Source organism: Chryseobacterium jejuense (genome assembly GCF_017877355.1).
Taxonomy (GTDB): Bacteria; Bacteroidota; Bacteroidia; order Flavobacteriales; family Weeksellaceae; genus Chryseobacterium; species Chryseobacterium jejuense_A.
The window spans coordinates 49,532-72,539 of sequence record NZ_JAGIPR010000005.1; the positions used below are offsets into that span (position 1 = coordinate 49,532).

Consider the following 23,008-nt stretch of genomic DNA (forward strand, 5'->3'; position numbering starts at 1 on the left):
TTTTTTTATTCACTCAAATTCTACTGAATCCCTTTGCTTTCCGGCATACTTATAAATAATAAATGATGAGGTTTTTCTTAATTCCCTTCCATTATCAGGGTCTATTCCATCATCTGTAAAAAATTCAACTTCATTATTATACTTTGAATACCAAGTTTTTCCAAGAGAATTTACATCTGTCAAAGTATCCTTTCTCATAATTCTTTTGAAATGCAGCAATTTATGAACATTCATAGCAACAATGTCTATTCCCGGACTAATATAGCTGCTGTCTGTTCCAATATATCTTTCCCCATTCCAATACATATACTTTTTTTCTGTCATTGGTTCTATTCCCGATATAAAACCTAAGGAATATGAAGAACTATTACTCATTTTCTTACTATTAGAAAAAAGTACGTTTCCGGTTACAAGACACAAAATCAAAGAAATTTCTATAATACCTAATCCATTTTGCTTTATAAAATCAGGTATTTTAAAATGCTGTTCATTGGTAATATTGATATTTAATTTCGAAAACTTTTCAGAAATAGATTGCTCATCTTCATCAACAGTTATTTTAATTGTTGTCTTATTTGCTTCTTCCTCCTTCTTGACAAAGGTATTTGAAAAATCAAAAAAATCTTTATAACCTACATATTGACTCATTTTATCTAATCTATCAATATGAATACCTTTTTCTTCACCTTTATCATCTATGTAAGTGTCATAATAGCGGGCAAAGGTCCTGTCATTAATTTCAAAACCTATATCCTCCTTAAAATAAAGCCATAAATAAGCAGCAAGCCCATTCTTTGTATCTCTTCCAGATACCTCACGTGCTTTTCTGAACACTTCATGAATTAATAGTTTTTTCTTGGACATATATCGTTTTTTCAGTCTTTACAAAATAGGCGATTTCCATTCATACCACATTACGGATTCCCATAAAGCCCACATTGTCCATTTCATGTCCATCAATGTCCAAAACGTGACTAACACCTGCGTCACTTCTTGTCGCATCTTTGCTTCAGAAAATCAGTGAAAAACAAAACATTACAAAAACAAATTTACAAAACTGATTTCAAAATCACCAGATAAAACGGAGGGAAAACTCCGGGTTGGGAAGCAGATGTTTTTCCTCCGTTTTTGAAGGTTCACTTCCCAAAAAATTTAGAAGCGCTTCAATTTTTTTAAACGTGTACCACTATCTGCGATCCGTTTCGCAGGGAAGAACACGAATGCTTTAACAATAAATTTTTTGAAAAAATGATACAGTTTATTTTAATGCTAATAGGCTTAGCATTCCCAAATAATAACACCCATACAACAACTGATAATAATCAAAACCCAGAAATAATAGTTACCTACTCAGGCACAGAACAAGGAATGGACGATGGAGGACCGGTAGGAGGAAATTCCGGACAATTACCACCACCCAAACCTTAATTTTTTTTAATAATTTAATAAAAGGACAGATTGTATAAATCTGTCCTTTTTGTTATTTTGCATTAAACTATTATCATGAAAAGAATCTTACTTTTTATTTTCCTCACACTCCTATTTTCCTGCAAAAAGGAAAGTAAAATTCTGCATGAAGATTCTAATTATCAAAAGGCCAGATCCTGTAGAGATTCTTATGTAACAGACTCCGCTTTCTACTATTATAACTTGGCTAAGAATGATTTTCTGAAAGTCTCTGATTCTTTAGGTGTAGGTAATTCTTTAGTAAATATGGCAGTCATCCAAACCAATAAGGGCGATTTCTTTGGAGGAATTGAGTCATCGCTTGAGGCCAATAAATTTCTAAAAAAAAATAAAGATAGCGCCCATAGAAAAGCTCTTGCGGCAAACTATAACAATATTGGTCTTTCCTTTCACTTTCTTAAAGATTTTGAAAAATCCTCATTATATTATATCAAGACATTACAATATATTGATAGTGATGAAGACAGAAATTTATGCTATAACAATATCGGAGATTTATTAATAAGCCAAGGAAAGTTTGATTCAGCAAAAATTTATTTAGAAAAAGCACTGATTACTAAAGATAGTGGAACTCTATCTAAAGTTATAAACAATCTGGCCAAAGTAAAATATCTCATTAATAATGATTATAATCCATTGCCAGAATTTTATCACGCATTAAAAATAAGAGAATTAAGAAATGATGAATTGGGTAGAAACTCTAGTTTTGAAACGTTATCCACCTATTTTCTTAATAGAGATAACAATCTCTCATTATCTTTTGCTAAAAATATGCTGGATGCTGCACTAAAAAATGAAAGCCCTGATGATCAGATAACAGCATTAAAAAGAATCATAACTTTAGATAGTAAAAACTATTTGCAAAACTTTCAAAAGTTTGATTCAATAAACGATCATCTGCAGATCACTCAAAGTAAACATAAAAACCAGTTTGCTCTAATACGATTTGATGTAGAGAAAATCACTAAAGAGAGTACTGAAAAAAGCAATAGTATATTAAAACTTTTGATTGGAGTTGTCATATTAATTGTTGCCATCATATTTATTATTCTCGGCTACAGAAGACGACAGCTAAAATTAAAACAAGAAAAAGAACTTGAGATAAAGAACACTCAGCTTTTAATGTCTAAAAAAGTTCACGATGTAGTGGCCAATGGTATTTATCAGGTAATGACTAAGATTGAAAATCAGGAAAACTTTGATAAAGATAAAGCCCTTGATGAACTGGAATTTGTCTATGAGAAATCCAGAGATATCTCCTATGAGAAAGAAGAGACTAATGATACTGTAGAATTTGCTGAAAGAATTTTCAACCTTATTGAATCCTTTAGAAACAGTAATGTAAATCCATTTGTTACCGGAAATAGTCAAAATATGTGGAATGGAGTGGATGCAGCAGCTCAGGACGAAATCTTTCAGGTAATCCGTGAGCTATTGGTGAATATGAGAAAACACAGTCAGGCCAGTCTTGTTGGTTTTAAATTTGAGGAAAATAACGGGCGTATACATATTCAATATAAAGATAATGGAATTGGCATTCAGGGAGAAATGATTCATGGAAATGGATTATCAAATACGGTTTCCCGTATTGAAAAAATAAAAGGGACCATTATTTTTGACAATAAAACAGAAAAAGGATTGAAAATTAATATTTCATTCCCTACTTCTTAAAATGAAAAAGAAATGTTTAAAAAAATTTTAATAGCCGAAGACCACGAAAGCATCAGTATTTCTGTACAAAAAACACTGGAAGAACTTAATATACCCCATTCGGACTATGTATCATATTGTGATGATGCATTAGCAAAGATTCAGAAATCGCACCGGGAAGGAGATCATTATGATTTATTAATTACAGACCTTTATTATGAAGAAGATCATCATGAACAAACACTGAAAGATGGTAAAGAACTCATTCAGGCCATAAAAAAGATACAGCCTTCTCTTAAAACCATTGTATTTTCTGCTGAGCACAGATCCGGGGTTATAGATTCTCTCTTTAAAGAATATGGAATTAATGGTTTTGTACGTAAAGCCAGAAATGATTCCAAAGAGCTGAAAAAAGCAGTAGCCTCCGTTTATGACAATAAAAACTATTTGTCTTTGGACCTTAAACAGGATGTAAAACAACTGAACAGCTATGAGTTTACCGAATATGATATTATCTTGGTCTCTCTTCTCGCTCAAGGAGTTCTGCAAAAAAACATTCCTGTGTATCTCCAAAATAACAATATCAAACCCAACAGCCTGAGCAGTGTTGAAAAGAAACTGAACAGCCTGAAAGAAGAACTTGGAATTACCAGTAACGAACAGCTTGTTGCTTTTTGTAAAGATCTGGGAATTATTTAGACTAAAAACATCTCACCTTTTATAAAACCTTTCAAAATTTTGAAAGGTTTTTTTGTTTTACGGGTTCCCGTAAGGATAGGGTTTTAAAGAGTTATATTTTTGACCCATAAACAAAAACAATCATGGAATACAAAGTAGTACCATTTGTTGCCACTGCCAATCAACAAAATATGGGTTCAAAAAATATAGCAGAACAATTAGACAATTTAATAAAAGTGCACACTAGTGACGGTTGGGAATATCTAAGGTTAGAAAGTGTATCCACATTTATACAACCTGTTGACGGATGCTTTGGGCTTGGCCATAAACCAGGCTATATGACATCTTACCAAATGGTTGTTTTTTCAAAAAAAGAAAATGAAAAATCTATTAGTTCTTCTTATTAAAGTCTATTGGTTGGTAATTCCACCTGCGAAAAGAAGAAAATGTATTTTCAGAACAAGTTGTTCCAAACACGTTTACGAAACAATAACAAACGAGGGATTTGTTTCTGGATTAAATGCTTTTATATATCGATTTAAAAACTGCAGATCTGGTGCATATATTTTGGAAAATCCCTCAGGAGAAACTCAAATCATTTTACCAAATCAACAAATTCTTAATGAAATGGAAATTTCAGAAAGATTTATTAAAAATAAAAATAATCATGGGAAAATTTGTGATCACCAAAAGAGTAAATAAAGAATATCAATTCAACCTAAAAGCTAAAAATGAAGAAATTATTCTAACCAGTGAAGGCTACGTTCAAAAGGCATCTTGTCTTAAAGGTATAGAATCTGTAAAACTCAATTCTCAGGAAAATTCAAGATATGAAAGGAAGGTTTCAGTAAATGATAAAGACTATTTTGTTCTGAAAGCCAGAAACGGAGAAATCATTGGTAAAAGTCAATTATACAATTCTAAGGCAGCAATGGAAAATGGAATAGCTTCAGTAAAAAGCAATGCTCCTGATGCAGAAATAGTAGATGAAACCCTTTAAAAATAACATCATGGATCTAAAGATTAAACTTGAGCAATTACAACAAAAAGTCGTAGCCTTAAAAGAGCAGATTGCTACTGAGGAAGCTACTAAAAATGCCTTTGTAATGCCTTTTATACAAATTTTAGGGTATGACATATTTAATCCAACTGAAGTTGTTCCTGAACATGTTTGTGATATAGGAACCAAAAAAGGAGAAAAAGTAGACTATGTGATTAAAAACAATGATGAACCAATTTTCATCATTGAGTGTAAACACTGGAAAGAAAATGCTGATGCTCATAATTCGCAGCTTCACAGATATTATCATGTTTCCAAAACACGGTTTGGAGTTCTTACGAATGGTATAATCTATAATTTTTATACTGATCTTGAAAAACCTAATATTATGGATGAAAAACCATTTTTCACTATTAATATTGAAGATTTGAAAGACAGTTCTATTAAAATACTTGAAAGTTTTACTAAGAAAGATTACAACCTTGAAAACATTCTGGATTCCGCAGAAGCTTTAAAATATATCAAAGCGATAAGAAAAGAGTTTGAAAAAGAAATCGAGGGCCCATCTGATGAGCTCGTTAAACTTTTGGTGAACAGATTTTTTGATAAACCTATTACAGCTAGCAGATTAGTTTCTTTTAAAGAGTATACAAAAAAAGCATTAACAACCTCTATCAATGAATCTATAAGCTTTAGGCTTAAATCTGCTCTAAGCATTAATGAACAAATTGAAAAACAAGATGATGATGTAAAAACATCACAATCTATTGATGACAATAATGATTCTAAGATTGTTACTACTGAAGAAGAACTTGAAGGCTTTCAAATTGTAAAAGCTATCATGAGAGAAAAAATTCCTTCAGCACGTATAGCTTACAGAGACACATTATCTTATTTTGGAATTTTGCTGGATGACAACAACAGAAAACCACTTTGCAGGTTACATTTCAATACAGCTAATAAGTATATTGAAACATTTCATAATGGGAAGGACTCCGGTGAAAAAGTACTACTCAATAATCTTGATGAAATATATAATTTTAGAGAAGAGCTTCATAAAACATTAGAAAATTATTAAATACTTTCGACAAAATAATTTGCAATAAAACGACTCATTAACCACGAAAACTATTATATATAAAAAAACAAATACTATGAAAAAACTACTTTTTACAGGTCTTTTAGGACTTGGACTTTTATTACCCGCAAACATTTCCGCATCTACCAACAGTACTGTTTCAGCAACAGAATTTACTAAAGGCCCTGGAAAAGGCAAGAGCAAATCCAAAAAAAGCAGATCAAAAAGATCAAATTACACACCATCAAGATCGTATTCAAATTCCTCTTCTCCAAGATCTTACACTTCAGGTTCAAGAAGTAAAGGATGTACTTACAACGGAAATCAATTGTATGTAGGATCAAGAGGTGGCTGTTATTATTACTCCGGAAACAGTAAGCAATATGTAGATAGATCTTATTGCGCAGGATGCAACTAATTAAAATTAATAACCATAAATCTCAAATAATCTAAAAAAACACTCAACATATAACCATTGAAAAAGGTATCCCTTCCGAGATACCTTTTTTATTTTATTTTCTAACCATTTCCGTATGTGGAATATCATCCTCCAGATACTTCTTTCCTGTATCTTCAAAACCGAAATCACCATAGAACTTCAACAGATAATCCTGTGCTGAAATTCTGATCTCAGGAGTATGAAAACGATTTTCTATTGTGTCAACTGCATATTTAATCAATAGCTTTCCTAAACTTTTTCCTCTTGCCTTCTCCGTTGTCAGAACCCTTCCAATAGAAGTTTCATCATATTTTATCCCTTTATCGAAAATACGGCAGTAAGCCAATACATCCCCGTTTTCCTCTGCCCAAATGTGAACCGCTTTCTGATCATAATTATCCAAATCAGGGTAAGGACAGTTCTGCTCAATAACAAAAACATCAATACGAGCCTTTAAAACAGAATACAACTCAGGAACTGTAAATTCATCAAACGTTTTGATTTTCCAGATAATATTACTCATCGAAGCTTACACTATTTTGAATTAAAAAATCATTCGTCTTTTCTATAAAGTCTAAAATAAGATCTCCACCTTCTTTCTTCTCTGCTGAAGTAATATATAATTCAGGAAGATCCTCCCATGTTTTGTGCAGTTCTACCTTATAATCTTCAACATTTTTAATCACAACATTTGGCTTCAGCTTATCTGACTTTGTAAAAACAATTGAAAACGGAACACCGCTTTCTCCACACCATTGGATAAATTCCAGATCAATCTTCTGTGGAGAGTGTCTTGAATCTACCAATACAAAAAGGTTCACAAGGTTTCTTCTGTTCAGAATATAATTGGTAATAAGTTTCTCAAAATCCTTTCGCAGTACTTTTGAAACCTTTGCATATCCATATCCCGGTAAATCTGTAAGATACCAGTTTTCATTAACAAGAAAATGATTAATCAGCTGGGTTTTTCCGGGAGTCTGTGATGTTTTAGCCAAGTCTTTATGATTCATCATAGCGTTGATCAACGAAGACTTTCCTACATTAGATCTTCCAATAAAAGCATACTCAGGAAGATTCGGGTCAGGACAATCCTGCCATTTTCCACTACTTTTTACAAATGTTGCTGTCTTAATAACCATTTTGAAATATATTTTAGAAAAATAAACCATTAAGAAAAGCTCTTAATGGTCATTTATTATGTTTTTAAACTTTATCTTTTATCCAGTTGTACAGGATTTCATTGAATTCATCCGGTTTTTCCATCATGGCAGCGTGACCACAATGATCTATCCAGAATAAATCCGAGTTAGGAATAAACTTATGCATATCCTCTGCCACTTCCGGTGGTGTTACATTATCCTGTTTACCCCAGATCAGGCATGTTGGCGTCACGATCTTTGGAAGATCATTCAGCATATTATGTTTGATGGCACTTCTTGCCAGCATTACCGTTTTTATTCCTTTCATTCTGTCATTCACCACTGCAAAAACTTCATCTACAAGATCTTCAGTAGCCACTTTGGGATCGTAAAAAACCTCTTCTGTTTTCTTTCTGATATAAGATCTGTCATTCTTTCTTGGAAAACTGTCTCCGAAAGTTCTTTCGTACAAACCTGAGCTACCCGTTAAAACCAGATTCTTTACCAGATCAGGTCTTGCTAAGGTCAAAATAAGCCCTACATGCCCTCCCATTGAATTTCCAACAATGGAAACAGGTCCAGAAATATGACTTTCTATAAACTTGATGATATATTTTGCAATAGTGGTAAGATTCGTATTGAGTACCGGCAAATCATAGATGGGTAACTGAGGAACATATACTTTGAATCCTCTATCCGAAAAAAAATCTACCATTTTATCGAAATTACTCAAACCACCCATTAACCCGTGCAACAGCACTAATGGACGTCCTTCCCCAGCCTCTACATAGGAATATTTCTTTTCTTTTTTTGTACTAAATATCATATAATGCCTTAATAAAGCCTTGCAAAAATACAAATTAAACCTCAAAAATATTTTGATTATCCTAATTTAAGATAAAAATAATATAATATTCCCCTTTTTAACTTTTTTTTTCAAAATCGCTTTATTATGGCTTAAATAACAGTTTTAACAACCGTCTACATATCAATTAATTACATTCTTAGAGCTCAATCTTTAATAAAACTTATTAACATTGAGTCAAAAAGTGGGAAAAAGTGGGAAATTTTGGAAATTATTATATAAATTTGTCCCAAATGAAAAATTTCATTGGGACATATGAGTGTAAAATTGACGATAAAGGCCGCTTAAAAGTTCCTTCATCTTTAATTAAACAGATGGAAAACTTCGACGATAAGGCGTTTGTAGTCAAAAGATCTGTGTTCCAACCCTGTCTGGAAGTCTATCCAATGAATGCATGGGATAAACTGATGGGCAAAATTAATAAACTGAACAGATTCATAAAAAAGAATGCTGATTTCATACGAATGTTTACGGCAGGAGTAAAAACAGTAGAACTGGACAATGCGGGGAGATTACAAATATCTAAAGACCTGATGACTTTTTCAAATCTTCAGAAAGATGTAGTAATCACCAGCGCAGGAGAACTTTTCGAAATTTGGGATAAAGAAGCCTATGAACAGGTAATTTCAACCAATGAAACTGATTTTGCCAGCCTCGCCGAGGATGTAATGGGCTCTTTTGACGAAGAATAACTGTAAAGGTTATTAAAGATTTTATGTAATAAAAAACACAATTAAGCATGTATCATAACCCCGTTTTGTTGAAGCAGAGTGTAGATGATTTGGTGACGAATCCTGACGGAATCTATGTGGACTGCACCTTTGGAGGTGGTGGCCACTCAAGAGAGATTTTGAGCAGACTTTCTGACAAAGGAAAACTGTTCAGCTTCGATCAGGATCTGGATGCGCTTAAAAATACAATTGATGATCCCAGATTTACATTGGTAAATCAGAATTTCAGATTTCTGGAAAATTCTTTACTGATGTATGGAATATCACAGATTGATGGTGTTTTGGCAGACTTAGGAGTTTCATCCCACCAGTTTGATGAAGCAGACAGAGGCTTCTCTACAAGAAGCAACGCTCCTTTGGACATGAGAATGAATGTGATGCAGAATCTTGATGCCAAAAGAGTAATTAATGAATATGGTGAAGAAGAGCTTGCAGATATTTTTTATCACTATGGAGAACTAAGAGAAGCAAGAAAACTGGCAAGGGATATTGTTCATCACAGAAAAACAAAAAGTATAGAAACCACTGAGGATTTGAAAAAGCTGTTCAGCTATCTTCCACCTCATAAAGTGAATAAATTCTATGCACAACTTTTTCAGGCTGTAAGAATAGAAGTAAATCAGGAACTTGAAGTATTAAAAGAAATGCTGGTTCAGGCTTACAATGTTTTAAAACCGGAAGGAAGATTAGTAGTAATCTCTTACCACTCTTTAGAAGACCGTTTGGTAAAAAGGTTCCTGAAAAACGGAATGTTCGAAGGAGAACCGGAAAGAGATATCTACGGAAATTATAAAAAGGCATTCGAGTTGGTGAAGAGCAAAGCAATCATTCCGGACGATCAGGAGATTGAAGAAAACTCAAGAGCAAGAAGTGCAAAAATGAGAACAGGAATTAAAGTATAAATGATAAAAGATAATTGATATTTTTTATCATTAATGAATTATAAGCAAAGCTTTGGCAAAAAGAACAACAAATCGCCCTCAGAAAAGACTCACTTTTATAGACATTATAAAAGGAAACTTTCTGAATCGTGATGAGATCAAAATACATTACAAGTATTTTCTCCTGTTGTTTATCTTGATGATGGCCATGATTTACAGTAATCATCTCGTCAACAAGAAAATTAAAATTGTAAACGCCTTAAAGGAAGAAACAGAAGAATACAAATCGAGAAACGCTTACGCCCAGAGTAAGCTAATCAAAGTGAAAATGGAATCAGAACTGGGGAAAGAGGTTGCGCGGGACTCTTTGATGACCCTCGAAAACCATCCTCATAAATTGCTAATAAAACTGGACAGTACAGATGCAAAAGCAAAATGAATACGACAACAAACGTAAAAAAACGTTACGATGGGGCTACCTCTTTGCAGTGGTAGCTTTGTGCGTGTTTGTAATGTTCTTGGCAAGGATTGTAATCCTTCAGAATACCAATGTTCAGGAAATTAAAGATGATTACATTAATAAAAATTATCGTGAAGCAACTCTAAAGGCTGCCCGTGGTAATTTATTTGCTTCCGATGGATCTATTTTAGCCACAACCGTGATGCGCTACGATATCTATCTTGACTTCAAAACGATGAAAGATACGATCTACAGCAATAACATCGGAGCATTAACAGATTCACTGAGCAAAATGTTCGGAAAGTCCAGAGGAGAGTTCAGACAAAAATTCGACGAACAGAAGAAAAAGAAAAACCAATATTATACCCTGGTAAAAGGACTTGATTTTGACCAATACGACAGAATCAGACAATTTCCAATCTTCAAAAGAGGTAAAAATAAAGGCGGATTCATTGTAGACAGAAACTACAAAAGAGAACTTGCAACCTCAGAAATTGGTGCCGGAACCATTGGTATGGATAACGGAGAACTGAAATCCGGATTGGAAGGAGCTTTCTCAAAGTATTTAACAGGTACTGATGGGAAAAGATTAGAACAAAGAATCAACTCTTCCCAATGGAAACCTATCGACTTCTGGAAAGTTCAGGAACCCATTGATGGAGAAGATGTATATACAACCTTAGATCTTAGAATTCAAGACATTGCACACTCTGCATTACAGAAGCAGCTAATCCATTACGAAGCCAAACACGGAACTGTAGTTGTGATGGAAGTAGAAACCGGAAAAGTGCGTGCCTTGGTTAACTTAAGAAGAACCGAATCAGGAGAATACGAAGATTCTTACAACTATGCGTTAAAAGATAATATCGAGCCGGGATCCACATTCAAAACCATTTCGCTTTTAGCAGCAATGGATGATGGATTCATCGATGAAAATTCAACGGTAAACGTAGGAAACGGAGTTTGGACCTATGCAAAACAAAGAATTTCTGATGGACACGGTGGAGGCACTTATGACATTAGTGATGTTTTAGCCAAATCCAGTAACGTAGGAACAGCGAAGCTCATCACAAAATTCTATGCTGAAAAACCGCAAATCTTCCTTGACCATTTGAAACGTTGGAAATTATTCGACAAAATGGATATCGAGCTTCCGGGAATCACAAAACCGAAGATCGTAACCCCAGAAAATAAAAGATGGAATGCCGCAACCCTAGCCTCTATCTCTTACGGATACTCTTCAAACATTAACCTGCTGCAGCTGGCAACATTCTACAACGGTGTAGCTAACGGAGGTAAAATGCTTAAGCCATTATTCATCGATAAGATCATGAAAGACGGAAAGGTAATGTACAATGCAAAACCTGAAGTAATGGTAAACAAAATGGCATCTGAGAAAGCAATCAAAATGATGACCAGTGCATTAACCAAGGCCGTAGAAAAAGGAACAGGACGAAGCATTTTCACTCCTAACCTTAAAATGGCAGGAAAAACAGGAACCGCAAGATTTGAATACTGGCTTCCCGGCCCAATGAAATATCGTGCATCATTCGCAGGATTTTATCCGGCTGATGCTCCAAAATATACATGTTATGTAATGGTGAGCGAGCCTAATACCTCCATTGGATTCTACGGAGGCCCGGTAGCAGCACCGGTATTTAAGGAAATAGCAGGAAAAACCTTCCTGAAAACACCGCAAAACATTGAAAAAGAAATGCTCGTAGACAAAAAGGTAAACCTGAGCAAAATGGTTGAGCCTAATGTAAAAGTAGCAGTCAATGATAAGCAAATGCCTAATGTAGTAGGATTGATTGGTAAAAACGTCATCCCACAATTGGAAAACTTAGGATACCGTGTCAATTTTAAAGGAGTTGGACGAATTAAAGAACAGTTCCCGTTAGAAGGCACAACAATCAGTAAGAACCAGAGAATATATTTATCTCTACAGAATTAGAAAAAACAGAGTCCCAAAGGGACGATTTAAGCCGAAATAGGATAAAGTCCTATTGATAAAAAATGATAATAACAGAATTAGTAAACAGAATCCCAGTAGTAGAAATCCACGGTGATAACAATCGTGAGGTATCCGAATTGGTGTTCGACAGCAGAAAGGTTACAGAAAACGCTCTTTACATTGCTATAAGAGGAACAGTGGTGGATGGACACTCATTCATTGCATCTTCTATTGAAAAAGGAGCAACAACAATTGTTTGTGAAGAATTCCCTGAAACGCTGGCAGAAAACGTAACTTATATCAAAGTGAAAGACTCTGCTAAAGCTTTAGGTCATCTTGCATCTAACTTCTATGGAAACCCTTCTCAGAAACTAAAACTGATAGGTGTTACAGGAACCAACGGAAAAACCTCTGTTTCTACTCTGCTTTTTGACGTATTCAAGAATTTAGGATATGATTCTGCTTTATTATCAACGGTTGAAATCAGAATTGGAGAAGAAATTATTCCAGCAACTCATACCACTCCGGATGTTATTACCATCAATAAAATTTTGGCTGAAGCAGTTGAGAAAGGATGTGAATTTGCATTCATGGAGGTAAGTTCACACGGAATTGCTCAAAACAGAATCGAAGGGTTACACTTCAAAGTTGCAGGATTTACCAATCTTACCCACGATCATTTAGATTACCACAAAACATTCGAAGAATACTTAAAAACGAAAAAAAGATTCTTTGACGAATTAGAAGATACAGCCATTGCTATCACCAATGCAGATGACAAAAATGGTAATGTCATGCTTCAGAATACAAAGGCTAAAAAAAAGTCTTACGCTTTGAAAACAATGGCAGACTACCACGGAAAATTATTGGAAGTGGATTTCAACGGAATGCTGCTGAACTTCAACGGAAAAGAGTTCTGGACAACATTGACAGGAAAATTCAATGTGTACAACCTATTGCTGGTTTTTGGAATTGCGGAAGAGCTTGGATTTGAGCAAGATGTCATTCTTCAGGCCATCAGTAAGTTAAAAAGAGTTTCCGGAAGATTTGAAACCTTTAAATCCGATGGCGGAATCTTCTTTATTGTAGACTATGCACACACTCCGGATGCCTTAGAAAACATACTGGACAGCATTAATGATATCAGAACCAAAAACGAAAGATTAATCACAGTTTTCGGTTGCGGAGGAGACAGAGATCACTCCAAGAGACCTGAAATGGGAAATATTGCCACCAAAAAATCAACATTGGCAATCATCACTTCAGATAACCCGAGAACAGAAGATCCAGGACAGATCATCAAGGAAATAGAAGCAGGTGTTGAACCTCAGAACTTCAGCAAATACACTTCAATTCCGGACAGAAAAGAAGCCATCAAAATGGCTATAAAATTTGCAGAACCTAAAGATATTGTTCTCGTAGCCGGAAAAGGACACGAAAACTATCAGGATATCAATGGGGTAAAACATCATTTTGATGACAAAGAAGTAATTAATGAGCTTTGGAAATTAATGAGCAAATAATTATTAACAATTGAAACTATGCTATACTATCTATACGAATATCTAACCGACCATGGAATTCACGTTCCGGGATTAGGAATGTTGAAATACATCTCCTTCCGTGCCGGAATGGCAGTATTGTTCTCTTTAATTATTGCTCTAGTCTACGGAAAAAGAGTCATCAACTATCTGAGAACAAAACAGATGGGTGAATTAGTCCGTGACCTTGGATTAGACGGCCAGAAACAAAAAGAAGGAACTCCTACAATGGGCGGGCTTATCATTATTTTGGCTACTATTATTCCCGTATTGCTTTTTACAAGAATTACGAACGTATATATTGTCTTACTTCTCGTTTCAATGTTTTGGATGGGAGCCATTGGCTTCCTGGATGATTATTTAAAGAAAATAAAGAAAAATAAAGACGGATTAAGTGGTAAATTCAAGATTGTAGGACAGGTTGGTCTAGGCTTAATTGTCGGCATTACAATGTATTTCCATCCGGACATCACCGTTAAAAGAAAATATGCAGATGCAAAAGTGGTGAACAGAAATAACGTAGAGCAAAACTTCATGCCTACAGAAAAAATCACAGTTTCTACAGTACCATTCGCAAAGAACAATGAGTTTGATTATAGCGGAATCCTGTTTTGGATGAATGAAAAAGATGCCCACGAATGGGCATGGATTGTCTTTATCCCTATTGTAATCTTCATTGTAACAGCCGTTTCAAACGGAGCCAATATCACCGATGGGATTGATGGGCTCGCTGCAGGAACCAGTGCCATAATACTGCTTACTCTTGCCCTTTTCGCCTACCTTTCAGGGAACATCATCTTTGCAGACTATCTCAATATCATGTTCCTTCCAAATATGGGTGAAACCACCATTTTTGCCGTCGCAATGGTAGGAGCCGTAATAGGGTTCTTCTGGTATAATACTTATCCTGCCCAGGTTTTTATGGGAGATACAGGAAGTTTGATGCTGGGAGGAGTAATTGCCGTTTTGGCCATTATTTTAAGAAAAGAATTGTTGATTCCTGTTCTATGCGGAATCTTCCTGATCGAAAACCTGTCTGTAATGCTTCAGGTTATCGTTTTCAAATACAGAAAGAAAAAATATGGGCTGGAATATGCCCAAAACAATAGACTATTCAAAATGTCACCATTACACCACCATTATCAGAAAGAAGGATTTCATGAAAGTAAAATCGTAAACAGAATGATTATTATCGGTGTAATACTGGCAATCGTTTGTCTGATCACCTTAAAAATGAGATAAAACTTAATTTAAAAATTGAAAGATTTAAACACTGAAGATCTTTTAATCATTAAATCAAAATAATATGAAAATAGTTGTTTTAGGAGGAGGAGAAAGCGGGTGTGGAGCTGCTTATTTGGCCAAAAAGAAAGGTCTGGAAGTATTTCTTTCAGATAAAGGAGCCATTAAAGATAACTATAAGCAGTTTCTTACCGAAAATGGAATTGAATTTGAAGAAGGAAACCACGATGAAGAAAGGATTTTAAATGCCGATTGGATCGTAAAAAGCCCGGGAATTCCGAAAAAGGCAGAGATCATCCACAAAATTCATGAAAAAGGAATCAGACTTTCCTCTGAAATTGAATTCGCTTCTGAATTTACAGATGCAAAGATTATTGCCATTACAGGAAGCAACGGAAAAACCACCACCACTTCCTTAATCTACTACATCCTGAAAAATGACGGATTAAACGTAGGGTTAGGAGGAAACATAGGATATAGCTTTGCAAAACAGGTTGCAGATGAAAACCATGAATATTATGTATTGGAAGTAAGCTCTTTCCAGTTAGATGATATTCAGAACTTCAGACCTTATATTTCTTTATTATTGAATCTGTCTCAGGATCACCTGGATCAGTACAACTACAACTATGAAGAATATGCATTGGCAAAATTCAGAATAACTGAAAATCAGGAAAATGACAACTTCTTCATCTACAATAAAGATGATGAAATGAGCAAAAGCCTGCTTGAAAAATTAGAAATAAAAGCGAAGATGATTCCTTTCTCCACAAAGGAACAACTGCCAGAGGGAGGTTTTGTAAACGACGATCAGATTGTGGTAAAAATGAAGGATGAATTCTCGATGAAAGTTGAAGAATTATCCCTACTTGGGAATCACAATGTAGCCAACAGCTTAGCCGCTTCTATAGCGGGTAAGATATTGAAGATCAATAATGAAAGCATAAGACATTCATTAATGACATTCCAGGCCGTAGAACACAGACTGGAATTCGTAACTGAAACGGATGGAGTAAAATACATTAATGACAGTAAAGCAACGAATGTGAACGCCACCTACTATGCTTTGGAAAGTATGAAAACACCGACCGTATGGATTGTTGGTGGATTAGATAAAGGAAATGACTATACCGAAATAGAAGATTTAGTCAAAAGAAAAGTAAAGGCAATTGTTTGTCTTGGAATTGACAATAAGAAGATCATAGATTTCTTCAAAGATAAAAAGGAGTTTATTTATGACACTTCAAGCATGGAAGAAGCGGTGAAAATATCAAAATCACTGGCTAAAAAAGGAGATACCGTTCTACTTTCTCCATGTTGCGCAAGCTTTGATTTATTCAAAAGCTATGAAGACAGAGGACGTCAGTTTAAAGAACAGGTATTAAAGTAAAAATGTAAAATGTCAGTTGTACAAAGTGGATGACACTTTATACAAAAAACATCAATACAAAACATATGGACGAGCAGAATACAGAAACCAGATTTGAATTTCTAAAGGGCGATAAAGTACTTTGGATGGTCATTCTTGTGATCTCCATTTTCTCTATTTTCCCTGTTTACTCTGCAAGTTCAAACCTGGAGTATATTGTGAATAACGGAACCACAACCGGTCACGTTATCAAACATATGTTCTTCGTAGTCCTGGGATTAGCAATTATGAGACTTGTGGGAACAATAAAATATGAATACATCGGAAAGCTCAGCAGTATCCTGCTCGGCCTGATGATCGTTCTATTGATTGTTACCATGTTTACCGGACAGACCATTGATGGGGCCAGTGCTTCCAGATGGCTGAAAATTCCGGGAACACCCATCTCATTCCAGCCTTCATCATTTGCCTTCCTGATGTTAATTATCTATTTATGCAGATATCTAACTAAGAAGATCACAAGAGAAAGACTTCCGATAGAGAACATCATGTATATTTTCGGACCAATTCTTCTTGTTTTTGTATTGGTGGCAAAAGATAACGGTTCTACAGCTTTAATGATTCTGATGGTTTCAGTAGTTGTTCTGGTTATCGGACAGTTACATTGGAAGTACATCGCAGGCTTTATTTCAGCCTCATTTGTAGCCATTGTATTCTTTCTGTTAATTGCACTGAATACAAACATGATCGGAGGAAACCGTGTTCACACATGGATGAGCCGTATTGAAACATTTACATCAAGTAAAGCAAAATCAGCAGATATTGATGATGAAAGTGTAAAAGCCAAGAACTATCAGGTAATGCAGGCCAAAGCAGCCATCGTACACGGCGGAATTACCGGAATGGGACCTGGAAAAAGTGCATTAAAACAAATGCTTCCACAATCTGCCTCTGACTTTATTTTCGCGGTAATTGTAGAAGAATATGGAGTAATTGGAGCCGCATTTTTGATCAGTCTCTATCTGATTATGATGATAAGGATTGTAATGATTGCCAGTAAAATGCCCGCATTCTTTGGATCATTGCTGGTGCTCAGTCTCGGAGTAATGATTTTTATACAGCTATCGGTAAATATTGCTGTCGCTGTCAATCTGATCCCGGTAACAGGTCAGCCGTTACCATTGATAAGTTACGGAGGAACCTCCATGTTGGTAACCTATTTACAACTAGGAATTATCTTAAATATAAGCTCCAGAATTCAGATTTACGATGAAGAAGGAATGGGCAAAAAACAAAGCATAGCAGAAATAAACGATATCGCATAAACCAAAAGAGTCCCAAAGGGACGATTTAACAAAAATCGGACGCAGTCCTATTAATTAAAATGAACAAAAAACTAAAAATACTACTATCAGGCGGAGGAACAGGAGGACACATCTTCCCTGCCATTGCCATCGCTGATGAAATCAAGAAAAGGTTTCCAGATGCAGAATTTTTGTTCATTGGAGCCAACGGAAAAATGGAAATGGAAAAAGTTCCACAAGCCGGTTACAAAATTGAAGGAATTGATATCGCCGGAATAGACAGAGGAAACCTATTATCCAACCTAGGACTTCCTTTCAAGATTCTAAAAAGTTTAAACAGATCAAAAGCGATTATCAAAGACTTTAAACCGGACGTTGCTATAGGAACAGGAGGGTTTGCAAGTGGACCCGCTTTATATGAAGCTACCAAATTAGGAGTGCCGGTCTTTATTCAGGAACAGAATGCTCATGCGGGAGTTACTAATAAGATTTTAAGCAAAGCAGCCAAAGCCATCTTTACAGCCTATCCAAAAGTAGCAGGCTTTCCGGTAGAAAAGATCAAGTTTCTGGGAAATCCAATCCGTTCTGTTATTATTTCAGGAATGCAGGAAACGGCTCAGGCAAAACAAAAAATGGGATTAAATAAAGATAAACTTACTATTTTATCGGTGGGTGGATCTTTAGGATCCAGAACATTGAATAATGCTTGGAAGTCTCATTTAAAACAAATTGTAGACAAAGATTATCAGCTGATCTGGCAGACAGGAAAGCTTGATTATAAAGATATTTTAGAAGAAACAAAAGATACTGATACCAGAAATATTCAGATCCGTGAATTCATAAAAGACATGGAACTTGCTTATTCTGCAGCAGATATCATCGTTTCAAGAGCCGGAGCCATTGCCATTTCAGAGCTGGCAGTAGCACAAAAGCCGGTATTATTGGTTCCTTTCCCTTTTGCAGCGGAAGACCATCAAACCAAAAATGCCATGAATCTGGTTGAAAAAAATGCAGCCAGAATGGTAAAAGACTCTGAAATGCAGGAAAAATTCTGGAATACATTATCAGAAATCTGCGAAAATGAAAGTGTGAGAAAAGAAATGTCCGACAATCTGAAATATTTTGCAAAGCCAGATGCTACAAAAGAGATTGTAGATGAGATATTTAAAATCATAAGATAAATGTGTAAAATTTGTCATTCTGAACGAAACATAGTGAAGTGAAGAATCTCTATTATCGAGATTCCTCGTTCCTCGGAATGACAAAATGAAAATTATTAATAAGTAATGAAGAATTTAGAAACATATCAAAACTTTTACTTCGTTGGAATCGGAGGTATAGGAATGAGTGCATTAGCACGCTATTTCCATGCTTCCGGAAAAAAAGTATTGGGTTACGATAAAACCAACACCAAGCTTACTCAAAATCTGATGAAAGAAGGAATCGATATTGTTTTCGAAGATCTTATTGATGAAAGGGTTACCTCCCTTCAAAAAGAAGATACATTGATCATTTACACGCCTGCGATCAAAACACTTGGTATTTTAGATTACTTCAATCAAAATCAGTTTGAAGTGTTGAAACGTGCAAAAGTATTAGGATTAATCACGGAAAATACAAACTGCATCGCAGTAGCAGGAACCCACGGTAAAACAACCACCTCTACGCTTGTTTCTCACTTATGCAAAGAAGCTGATTTACCATTCTCATGCTTTTTAGGAGGCATCTCTGAGAACTTTAAATCGAACTTCCTATATAATGGTTCCACGTATTCAGTAGTAGAAGCAGATGAATATGACAGAAGCTTCCTGAACCTTTTTCCAGATTGGGCAGTAGTTACTTCAACCGATGCAGACCATCTGGATATTTATGGTGATAAAAGCCATATTGAAGAAGGTTTCAGACAATTTGCAGCCTTAGTTCCTGAAGACAAACAGCTATTCGTAAGAAAAGGCATTGAAATCGGAAGAGGACATCAAACCTACGCTGTAAATGAAAAAGCTGATTACTATTCTGATAACCTGAGAATGGATCATGATAAAATTTATTTTGACTTCCATACTCCAACAGAAACAATAAAAGATTTTGTTTGGGAAATCCCGGGAATTCATAATGTGGAAAATGCAACAGTAGCATTAGCAATTTTACACAATTTGGGCGCAGATTTTGATACGCTGAAAAAGGCAATTGCCAATTTTAAGGGAATTAAAAGAAGATATACCAAGCATTTTTACGAAAATGGTAAAATTTATATAGATGATTATGCTCATCATCCAACAGAAATTAATGCGGTAATGGGCTCTATCAAAACATTTTATCCTGATAAAAAATTATTAGTGGTCTTCCAGCCACACTTGTTCAGCAGAACAAGAGATTTTGTAGATGGATTTGCTGAAAGCTTGAGCAATGCAGACGAGTTGATTCTTTTGGATATTTATCCGGCAAGAGAACTTCAGGAAAATTTTGAAGGAGTTACTTCAAACTGGCTGTTGGAAAAAGTAACATTAGATAAAAAAGAAGTCTCCACTTTATCCAATGCTTTTGAAAAAATAAAACAAAAGGATTTTGATATCCTTCTCACTGTAGGTGCCGGAAATATAGATACCCTATACGACCCTATCTGCGAATGGATGGCGAAAATTTAGATATAAACGCAGCGTACGCAAAGCAAGAACATAAAATTTGTTCGTAAAGGTGTTTAAAGAAAAATATGAAAAATAAGTACAGAATATTAAAAATTGTTATCACGGTAATCATCCTTGGATTGTTACTGAGTTTCTCCTTGAAGAGATTCGGCGGCCAAAAGATTACAGATAATAAGATTTCTGTAAAAATGAATGAAAAAACTCCCGTTTACTTTGTTGATGAAAAAGACATCAGAGAGATTGTAAAAAAGGAGAACCCATCAGGAAAAGTGGGAGATCTTAACATACCGGCTTTAGAGAAAAAGATTAACTCACTTCCTGCTGTAGACAGTGCCAATGTCTATCTGAACTTAAATGGAAAATTGAATCTGGATATCAAACAGAGAGTCCCGGTGTTCAGGCTCAATAAGGAAGGAAAAGACTTTTATGTGGACGAAAAAGGAGTTGAATTTCCTATTTCAAGGACCTATTCCCACCCATGTATGCTGGTTACAGGAAATGTACAGCCGGATGAATATGAAAAACTGGCAGACCTGGTTGGAAAAATTGATAAAGACGACTTCAGTAAGAAATTCTTCATTGGAATTTCAAAAAGTAAAGACAGCTACAATCTCCTCACCAGTGAAGGAAACTACAGAGTGGAACTTGGAGACCTGGAGAATATTGACTTTAAAGTAAAAGGATTTAAAACCTTTGTAGAAAAATACCTGGTTTATCAGGATCCTCAAAAATACAGCATGGTTTCTGTAAAATACCAGAACCAGATTGTGACCACTCTCAATCCACACTTCAAGGAAAACGACAGTATCCTGAAGGCTGGTAAATTAGAAATGGCAAAAGCTCCGGCACTTACAGCTGCAGCTAAAAAGACGGATGTAAAACCAAAGATTGCAGAAGTTAAAAAAACAAGCTCAACTCCGGCAAAACCGAAAGAGAGCACAAAACCTAAAACACAGGTAAAGGAAGTAAAGAAAACAGAGAAAAAAACAACGGCCCCGGCACAGTCCAAGCCAAAGCCGAAACCAAAGGTGAAAATAGAATAAAAAACAGTTCCGAAAGGACAATTTAACACAAAGCAGGACTTATTCCTGCATGGAAAAAGTAGAAAAAAATCAAATCGATATAAAAATGGAAAATCAAGAGTATTCAGTAGGTCTGGACATCGGGACAACAAAGATAGTCGCGATTGTCGGAAGAAGGAATGCACACGGGAAAATAGAAGTTCTCGGTGTAGGAAAAGCTAAAAGTCTTGGTGTTCATAAAGGTATTGTGAATAATATTTCACAAACTATTAATTCAATCAAGGCTGCAGTATCCGAGGCACAATCCAGTGCCGGGGTTCCTATCCGCAAAGTTACGGTAGGTATTGCAGGAAAACACATACGTTCTCTGCAGCACTCCGATTATATTATGCGTGAACATCCGGATAAATTCATCACAGATGATGATATTGAAGCATTAAAAGATCAGGTCAAGAAGCTGGTTATGCTTCCTGGAGAAGAAATTATCCATGTACTTCCACAAGAATATAAAGTAGATTCCGAAGGCGAAATTCAAGAGCCTGTCGGAATGCACGGAAAACGTTTAGAGGCCAACTTCCACGTTGTAGTCGGGCAAATGGGAAGTATCAGAAATATTGCAAGATGCGTTCGCGAAGCCGGATTAGAAATGGAAGCCCTTACTTTAGAACCATTAGCCTCTTCAGAAGCTGTTCTTACCAAAGAAGAAAAAGAAGCTGGAGTAGCTATTGTAGACATTGGAGGTGGTACCACAGATATTGCCATCTTCAAAGACAATATCATCCGTCATACCTGCGTAATCCCTTACGGAGGTGGTATTATTACGGAAGATATCAAAGAAGGATGCTCCATTATTGAAAAACATGCTGAACAATTGAAAGTAAAATTCGGTTCGGCTGTTCCCGAATTGGAAAAAGACAGTACTTTTGTAACAATTCCGGGACTTCATGGGCGACCAGATAAAGAAATTTCTTTAAAAACCCTTGCTCAGATCATCAATGCAAGAGTAGAAGAAGTTTTGGAAATGGTTAATACCGAGCTTAAAGCTTACGGAGCCTTTGAACAGAAGAAAAAATTGATTGCAGGAATCGTTCTTACAGGTGGTGGATCAAACCTTAAACACCTTAGACAGCTGGCCAACTATACCACAGGTTTTGACAGCAGAATTGGTTTTGCAAATGAATATATCGCCAACGATAAAAATCAGTACCTGAAAGGCCCTGAATTTGCTACGTCTATTGGGTTATTGATGGAGAGTTTGAAGATCAGGGATAAAAAACAGACTGTTGATGATATAGAAGAAGCTGTAAAAGAGCAAACTAAGCCCGAAGCAGCTCTTGTACAGGCAGAAACTGTTCAACCTATTCAGCAGACTGCGGCTACTGTTCAGGAACAGCAAACTGCTGATGAAAGACAGGAAAACAGAAAAGCGAAGTTGACCTTCGGGCAGTCGCTTATGGAAAAAGTAAAAAAATTCTTTGAAGAAGTAGAGTAAATTATAAATGGTGAATGATAAGCGATAAACGATCTTTTCCTTATCAATTAT

At 35.6% G+C, this 23,008-nt stretch carries 24 protein-coding genes; 20 read left to right on the forward strand and 4 right to left on the reverse strand.

Going from position 1 to position 23,008, the window contains the following annotated elements; genetic code table 11:
- Positions 1-9: 9 nt before the first annotated feature.
- Positions 10-864 (reverse strand): hypothetical protein, encoded by an 855-nt coding sequence (locus tag J2772_RS11445; protein WP_209916720.1) that lies wholly within the window; start codon positions 862-864, stop codon positions 10-12.
- A gap of 402 nt (positions 865-1,266) precedes the next feature.
- Between J2772_RS11445 and J2772_RS11450 the strand changes: the two genes are divergently transcribed.
- The 8 genes from J2772_RS11450 to J2772_RS11485 all read left to right on the forward strand — a co-directional run bounded on the left by J2772_RS11450 (position 1,267) and on the right by J2772_RS11485 (position 6,291).
- Complete coding sequence (locus tag J2772_RS11450) at positions 1,267-1,428, forward strand: hypothetical protein (protein WP_209916722.1); 162 nt, start codon at positions 1,267-1,269, stop codon at positions 1,426-1,428.
- Between the two features lie 75 nt (positions 1,429-1,503).
- A complete protein-coding gene (locus tag J2772_RS11455) occupies positions 1,504-3,138 on the forward strand; it encodes a tetratricopeptide repeat-containing sensor histidine kinase (protein WP_209916724.1) in 1,635 nt (544 codons plus the stop codon).
- Between the two features lie 12 nt (positions 3,139-3,150).
- Positions 3,151-3,816 (forward strand): response regulator, encoded by a 666-nt coding sequence (locus J2772_RS11460; protein ID WP_209916726.1) that lies wholly within the window; start codon positions 3,151-3,153, stop codon positions 3,814-3,816.
- Between the two features lie 122 nt (positions 3,817-3,938).
- Positions 3,939-4,202: a hypothetical protein gene (locus J2772_RS11465; RefSeq protein ID WP_209916728.1), complete on the forward strand. Its 264-nt coding sequence runs from the start codon at positions 3,939-3,941 to the stop codon at positions 4,200-4,202.
- Positions 4,174-4,497, forward strand: a complete 324-nt coding sequence (gene yidD / locus J2772_RS11470) for a membrane protein insertion efficiency factor YidD (protein ID WP_209916730.1) — start codon at positions 4,174-4,176, stop codon at positions 4,495-4,497. The genes J2772_RS11465 and yidD overlap by 29 nt, the downstream gene beginning before the upstream one ends.
- Complete coding sequence (locus tag J2772_RS11475) at positions 4,463-4,795, forward strand: YegP family protein (RefSeq protein ID WP_209916732.1); 333 nt, start codon at positions 4,463-4,465, stop codon at positions 4,793-4,795. Before yidD ends, J2772_RS11475 begins: the two co-directional genes overlap by 35 nt.
- A gap of 10 nt (positions 4,796-4,805) precedes the next feature.
- Positions 4,806-5,873 carry a type I restriction endonuclease gene (locus J2772_RS11480; protein WP_209916735.1) on the forward strand — a complete coding sequence of 356 codons (1,068 nt, stop codon included), beginning with the start codon at positions 4,806-4,808 and terminating at the stop codon, positions 5,871-5,873.
- 76 nt (positions 5,874-5,949) lie between these two features.
- Positions 5,950-6,291: a hypothetical protein gene (locus J2772_RS11485; protein ID WP_209916737.1), complete on the forward strand. Its 342-nt coding sequence runs from the start codon at positions 5,950-5,952 to the stop codon at positions 6,289-6,291.
- 94 nt (positions 6,292-6,385) lie between these two features.
- Here J2772_RS11485 and J2772_RS11490 read toward each other — a convergent pair whose 3' ends face one another.
- The 3 genes from J2772_RS11490 to J2772_RS11500 all read right to left on the reverse strand — a co-directional run bounded on the left by J2772_RS11490 (position 6,386) and on the right by J2772_RS11500 (position 8,277).
- Positions 6,386-6,835 carry a GNAT family N-acetyltransferase gene (locus J2772_RS11490; protein WP_209916739.1) on the reverse strand — a complete coding sequence of 150 codons (450 nt, stop codon included), beginning with the start codon at positions 6,833-6,835 and terminating at the stop codon, positions 6,386-6,388.
- Positions 6,828-7,451, reverse strand: a complete 624-nt coding sequence (gene yihA / locus J2772_RS11495; RefSeq protein ID WP_209916741.1) for a ribosome biogenesis GTP-binding protein YihA/YsxC — start codon at positions 7,449-7,451, stop codon at positions 6,828-6,830. The genes J2772_RS11490 and yihA overlap by 8 nt, the downstream gene beginning before the upstream one ends.
- 64 nt (positions 7,452-7,515) lie before the next feature.
- On the reverse strand, positions 7,516-8,277 hold the full coding sequence (locus tag J2772_RS11500; RefSeq protein ID WP_209916743.1) for an alpha/beta fold hydrolase: 762 nt from the start codon (positions 8,275-8,277) through the stop codon (positions 7,516-7,518).
- Between the two features lie 272 nt (positions 8,278-8,549).
- Here J2772_RS11500 and mraZ point away from each other — a divergent pair, with 272 nt between their 5' ends.
- From mraZ to ftsA, 12 genes are all read left to right on the forward strand, one after another.
- The gene (gene mraZ / locus J2772_RS11505; RefSeq protein WP_045492316.1) at positions 8,550-9,008 is read left to right on the forward strand and encodes a division/cell wall cluster transcriptional repressor MraZ; all 459 of its coding nucleotides are present in this window, start codon (positions 8,550-8,552) and stop codon (positions 9,006-9,008) included.
- 47 nt (positions 9,009-9,055) lie between these two features.
- Positions 9,056-9,949 carry a 16S rRNA (cytosine(1402)-N(4))-methyltransferase RsmH gene (rsmH, locus tag J2772_RS11510; protein WP_209916744.1) on the forward strand — a complete coding sequence of 298 codons (894 nt, stop codon included), beginning with the start codon at positions 9,056-9,058 and terminating at the stop codon, positions 9,947-9,949.
- A gap of 52 nt (positions 9,950-10,001) precedes the next feature.
- On the forward strand, positions 10,002-10,367 hold the full coding sequence (locus tag J2772_RS11515; RefSeq protein WP_027372881.1) for an FtsL-like putative cell division protein: 366 nt from the start codon (positions 10,002-10,004) through the stop codon (positions 10,365-10,367).
- A complete protein-coding gene (locus tag J2772_RS11520; RefSeq protein WP_209916746.1) occupies positions 10,351-12,342 on the forward strand; it encodes a penicillin-binding transpeptidase domain-containing protein in 1,992 nt (663 codons plus the stop codon). Before J2772_RS11515 ends, J2772_RS11520 begins: the two co-directional genes overlap by 17 nt.
- Positions 12,343-12,404: 62 nt before the next feature.
- Entirely contained in the window at positions 12,405-13,865 is a 1,461-nt protein-coding gene (locus J2772_RS11525; RefSeq protein ID WP_209916747.1) for a UDP-N-acetylmuramoyl-L-alanyl-D-glutamate--2,6-diaminopimelate ligase, read from the forward strand.
- An 18-nt stretch (positions 13,866-13,883) separates the two neighbouring features.
- Complete coding sequence (gene mraY, locus J2772_RS11530) at positions 13,884-15,125, forward strand: phospho-N-acetylmuramoyl-pentapeptide-transferase (protein WP_160139016.1); 1,242 nt, start codon at positions 13,884-13,886, stop codon at positions 15,123-15,125.
- A 64-nt stretch (positions 15,126-15,189) separates the two neighbouring features.
- Positions 15,190-16,515, forward strand: a complete 1,326-nt coding sequence (gene murD / locus J2772_RS11535) for a UDP-N-acetylmuramoyl-L-alanine--D-glutamate ligase (protein WP_209916750.1) — start codon at positions 15,190-15,192, stop codon at positions 16,513-16,515.
- A gap of 65 nt (positions 16,516-16,580) precedes the next feature.
- Positions 16,581-17,819 carry an FtsW/RodA/SpoVE family cell cycle protein gene (locus J2772_RS11540; protein WP_209917323.1) on the forward strand — a complete coding sequence of 413 codons (1,239 nt, stop codon included), beginning with the start codon at positions 16,581-16,583 and terminating at the stop codon, positions 17,817-17,819.
- Positions 17,820-17,878: 59 nt separating this feature from the next.
- A complete protein-coding gene (gene murG, locus J2772_RS11545) occupies positions 17,879-18,979 on the forward strand; it encodes an undecaprenyldiphospho-muramoylpentapeptide beta-N-acetylglucosaminyltransferase (RefSeq protein ID WP_209916752.1) in 1,101 nt (366 codons plus the stop codon).
- A gap of 105 nt (positions 18,980-19,084) precedes the next feature.
- Positions 19,085-20,443 carry a UDP-N-acetylmuramate--L-alanine ligase gene (gene murC / locus J2772_RS11550; protein ID WP_209916754.1) on the forward strand — a complete coding sequence of 453 codons (1,359 nt, stop codon included), beginning with the start codon at positions 19,085-19,087 and terminating at the stop codon, positions 20,441-20,443.
- 65 nt (positions 20,444-20,508) lie between these two features.
- A complete protein-coding gene (locus J2772_RS11555) occupies positions 20,509-21,486 on the forward strand; it encodes a cell division protein FtsQ/DivIB (protein WP_209916756.1) in 978 nt (325 codons plus the stop codon).
- A gap of 85 nt (positions 21,487-21,571) precedes the next feature.
- Positions 21,572-22,957 carry a cell division protein FtsA gene (gene ftsA / locus J2772_RS11560; protein WP_209916758.1) on the forward strand — a complete coding sequence of 462 codons (1,386 nt, stop codon included), beginning with the start codon at positions 21,572-21,574 and terminating at the stop codon, positions 22,955-22,957.
- Positions 22,958-23,008 lie beyond the last annotated feature (51 nt).

Coding starts and splice junctions, on each gene's coding strand:
- rsmH (WP_209916744.1), top strand. CDS start 9,056: ATGTATCATAACCCCGTTTTGTTGAAGCAGAGTGTAGATGATTTGGTG.
- yihA (WP_209916741.1), bottom strand. CDS start 7,451: ATGGTTATTAAGACAGCAACATTTGTAAAAAGTAGTGGAAAATGGCAG.
- J2772_RS11555 (WP_209916756.1), top strand. CDS start 20,509: ATGAAAAATAAGTACAGAATATTAAAAATTGTTATCACGGTAATCATC.
- J2772_RS11465 (WP_209916728.1), top strand. CDS start 3,939: ATGGAATACAAAGTAGTACCATTTGTTGCCACTGCCAATCAACAAAAT.
- J2772_RS11540 (WP_209917323.1), top strand. CDS start 16,581: ATGGACGAGCAGAATACAGAAACCAGATTTGAATTTCTAAAGGGCGAT.
- murC (WP_209916754.1), top strand. CDS start 19,085: ATGAAGAATTTAGAAACATATCAAAACTTTTACTTCGTTGGAATCGGA.
- J2772_RS11520 (WP_209916746.1), top strand. CDS start 10,351: ATGCAAAAGCAAAATGAATACGACAACAAACGTAAAAAAACGTTACGA.
- J2772_RS11475 (WP_209916732.1), top strand. CDS start 4,463: ATGGGAAAATTTGTGATCACCAAAAGAGTAAATAAAGAATATCAATTC.
- mraY (WP_160139016.1), top strand. CDS start 13,884: ATGCTATACTATCTATACGAATATCTAACCGACCATGGAATTCACGTT.
- J2772_RS11500 (WP_209916743.1), bottom strand. CDS start 8,277: ATGATATTTAGTACAAAAAAAGAAAAGAAATATTCCTATGTAGAGGCT.
- J2772_RS11480 (WP_209916735.1), top strand. CDS start 4,806: ATGGATCTAAAGATTAAACTTGAGCAATTACAACAAAAAGTCGTAGCC.
- J2772_RS11525 (WP_209916747.1), top strand. CDS start 12,405: ATGATAATAACAGAATTAGTAAACAGAATCCCAGTAGTAGAAATCCAC.
- J2772_RS11490 (WP_209916739.1), bottom strand. CDS start 6,835: ATGAGTAATATTATCTGGAAAATCAAAACGTTTGATGAATTTACAGTT.
- yidD (WP_209916730.1), top strand. CDS start 4,174: ATGAAAAATCTATTAGTTCTTCTTATTAAAGTCTATTGGTTGGTAATT.
- murD (WP_209916750.1), top strand. CDS start 15,190: ATGAAAATAGTTGTTTTAGGAGGAGGAGAAAGCGGGTGTGGAGCTGCT.
- murG (WP_209916752.1), top strand. CDS start 17,879: ATGAACAAAAAACTAAAAATACTACTATCAGGCGGAGGAACAGGAGGA.
- J2772_RS11460 (WP_209916726.1), top strand. CDS start 3,151: ATGTTTAAAAAAATTTTAATAGCCGAAGACCACGAAAGCATCAGTATT.
- J2772_RS11450 (WP_209916722.1), top strand. CDS start 1,267: ATGCTAATAGGCTTAGCATTCCCAAATAATAACACCCATACAACAACT.
- J2772_RS11445 (WP_209916720.1), bottom strand. CDS start 864: ATGTCCAAGAAAAAACTATTAATTCATGAAGTGTTCAGAAAAGCACGT.
- mraZ (WP_045492316.1), top strand. CDS start 8,550: ATGAAAAATTTCATTGGGACATATGAGTGTAAAATTGACGATAAAGGC.
- ftsA (WP_209916758.1), top strand. CDS start 21,572: ATGGAAAATCAAGAGTATTCAGTAGGTCTGGACATCGGGACAACAAAG.
- J2772_RS11485 (WP_209916737.1), top strand. CDS start 5,950: ATGAAAAAACTACTTTTTACAGGTCTTTTAGGACTTGGACTTTTATTA.
- J2772_RS11455 (WP_209916724.1), top strand. CDS start 1,504: ATGAAAAGAATCTTACTTTTTATTTTCCTCACACTCCTATTTTCCTGC.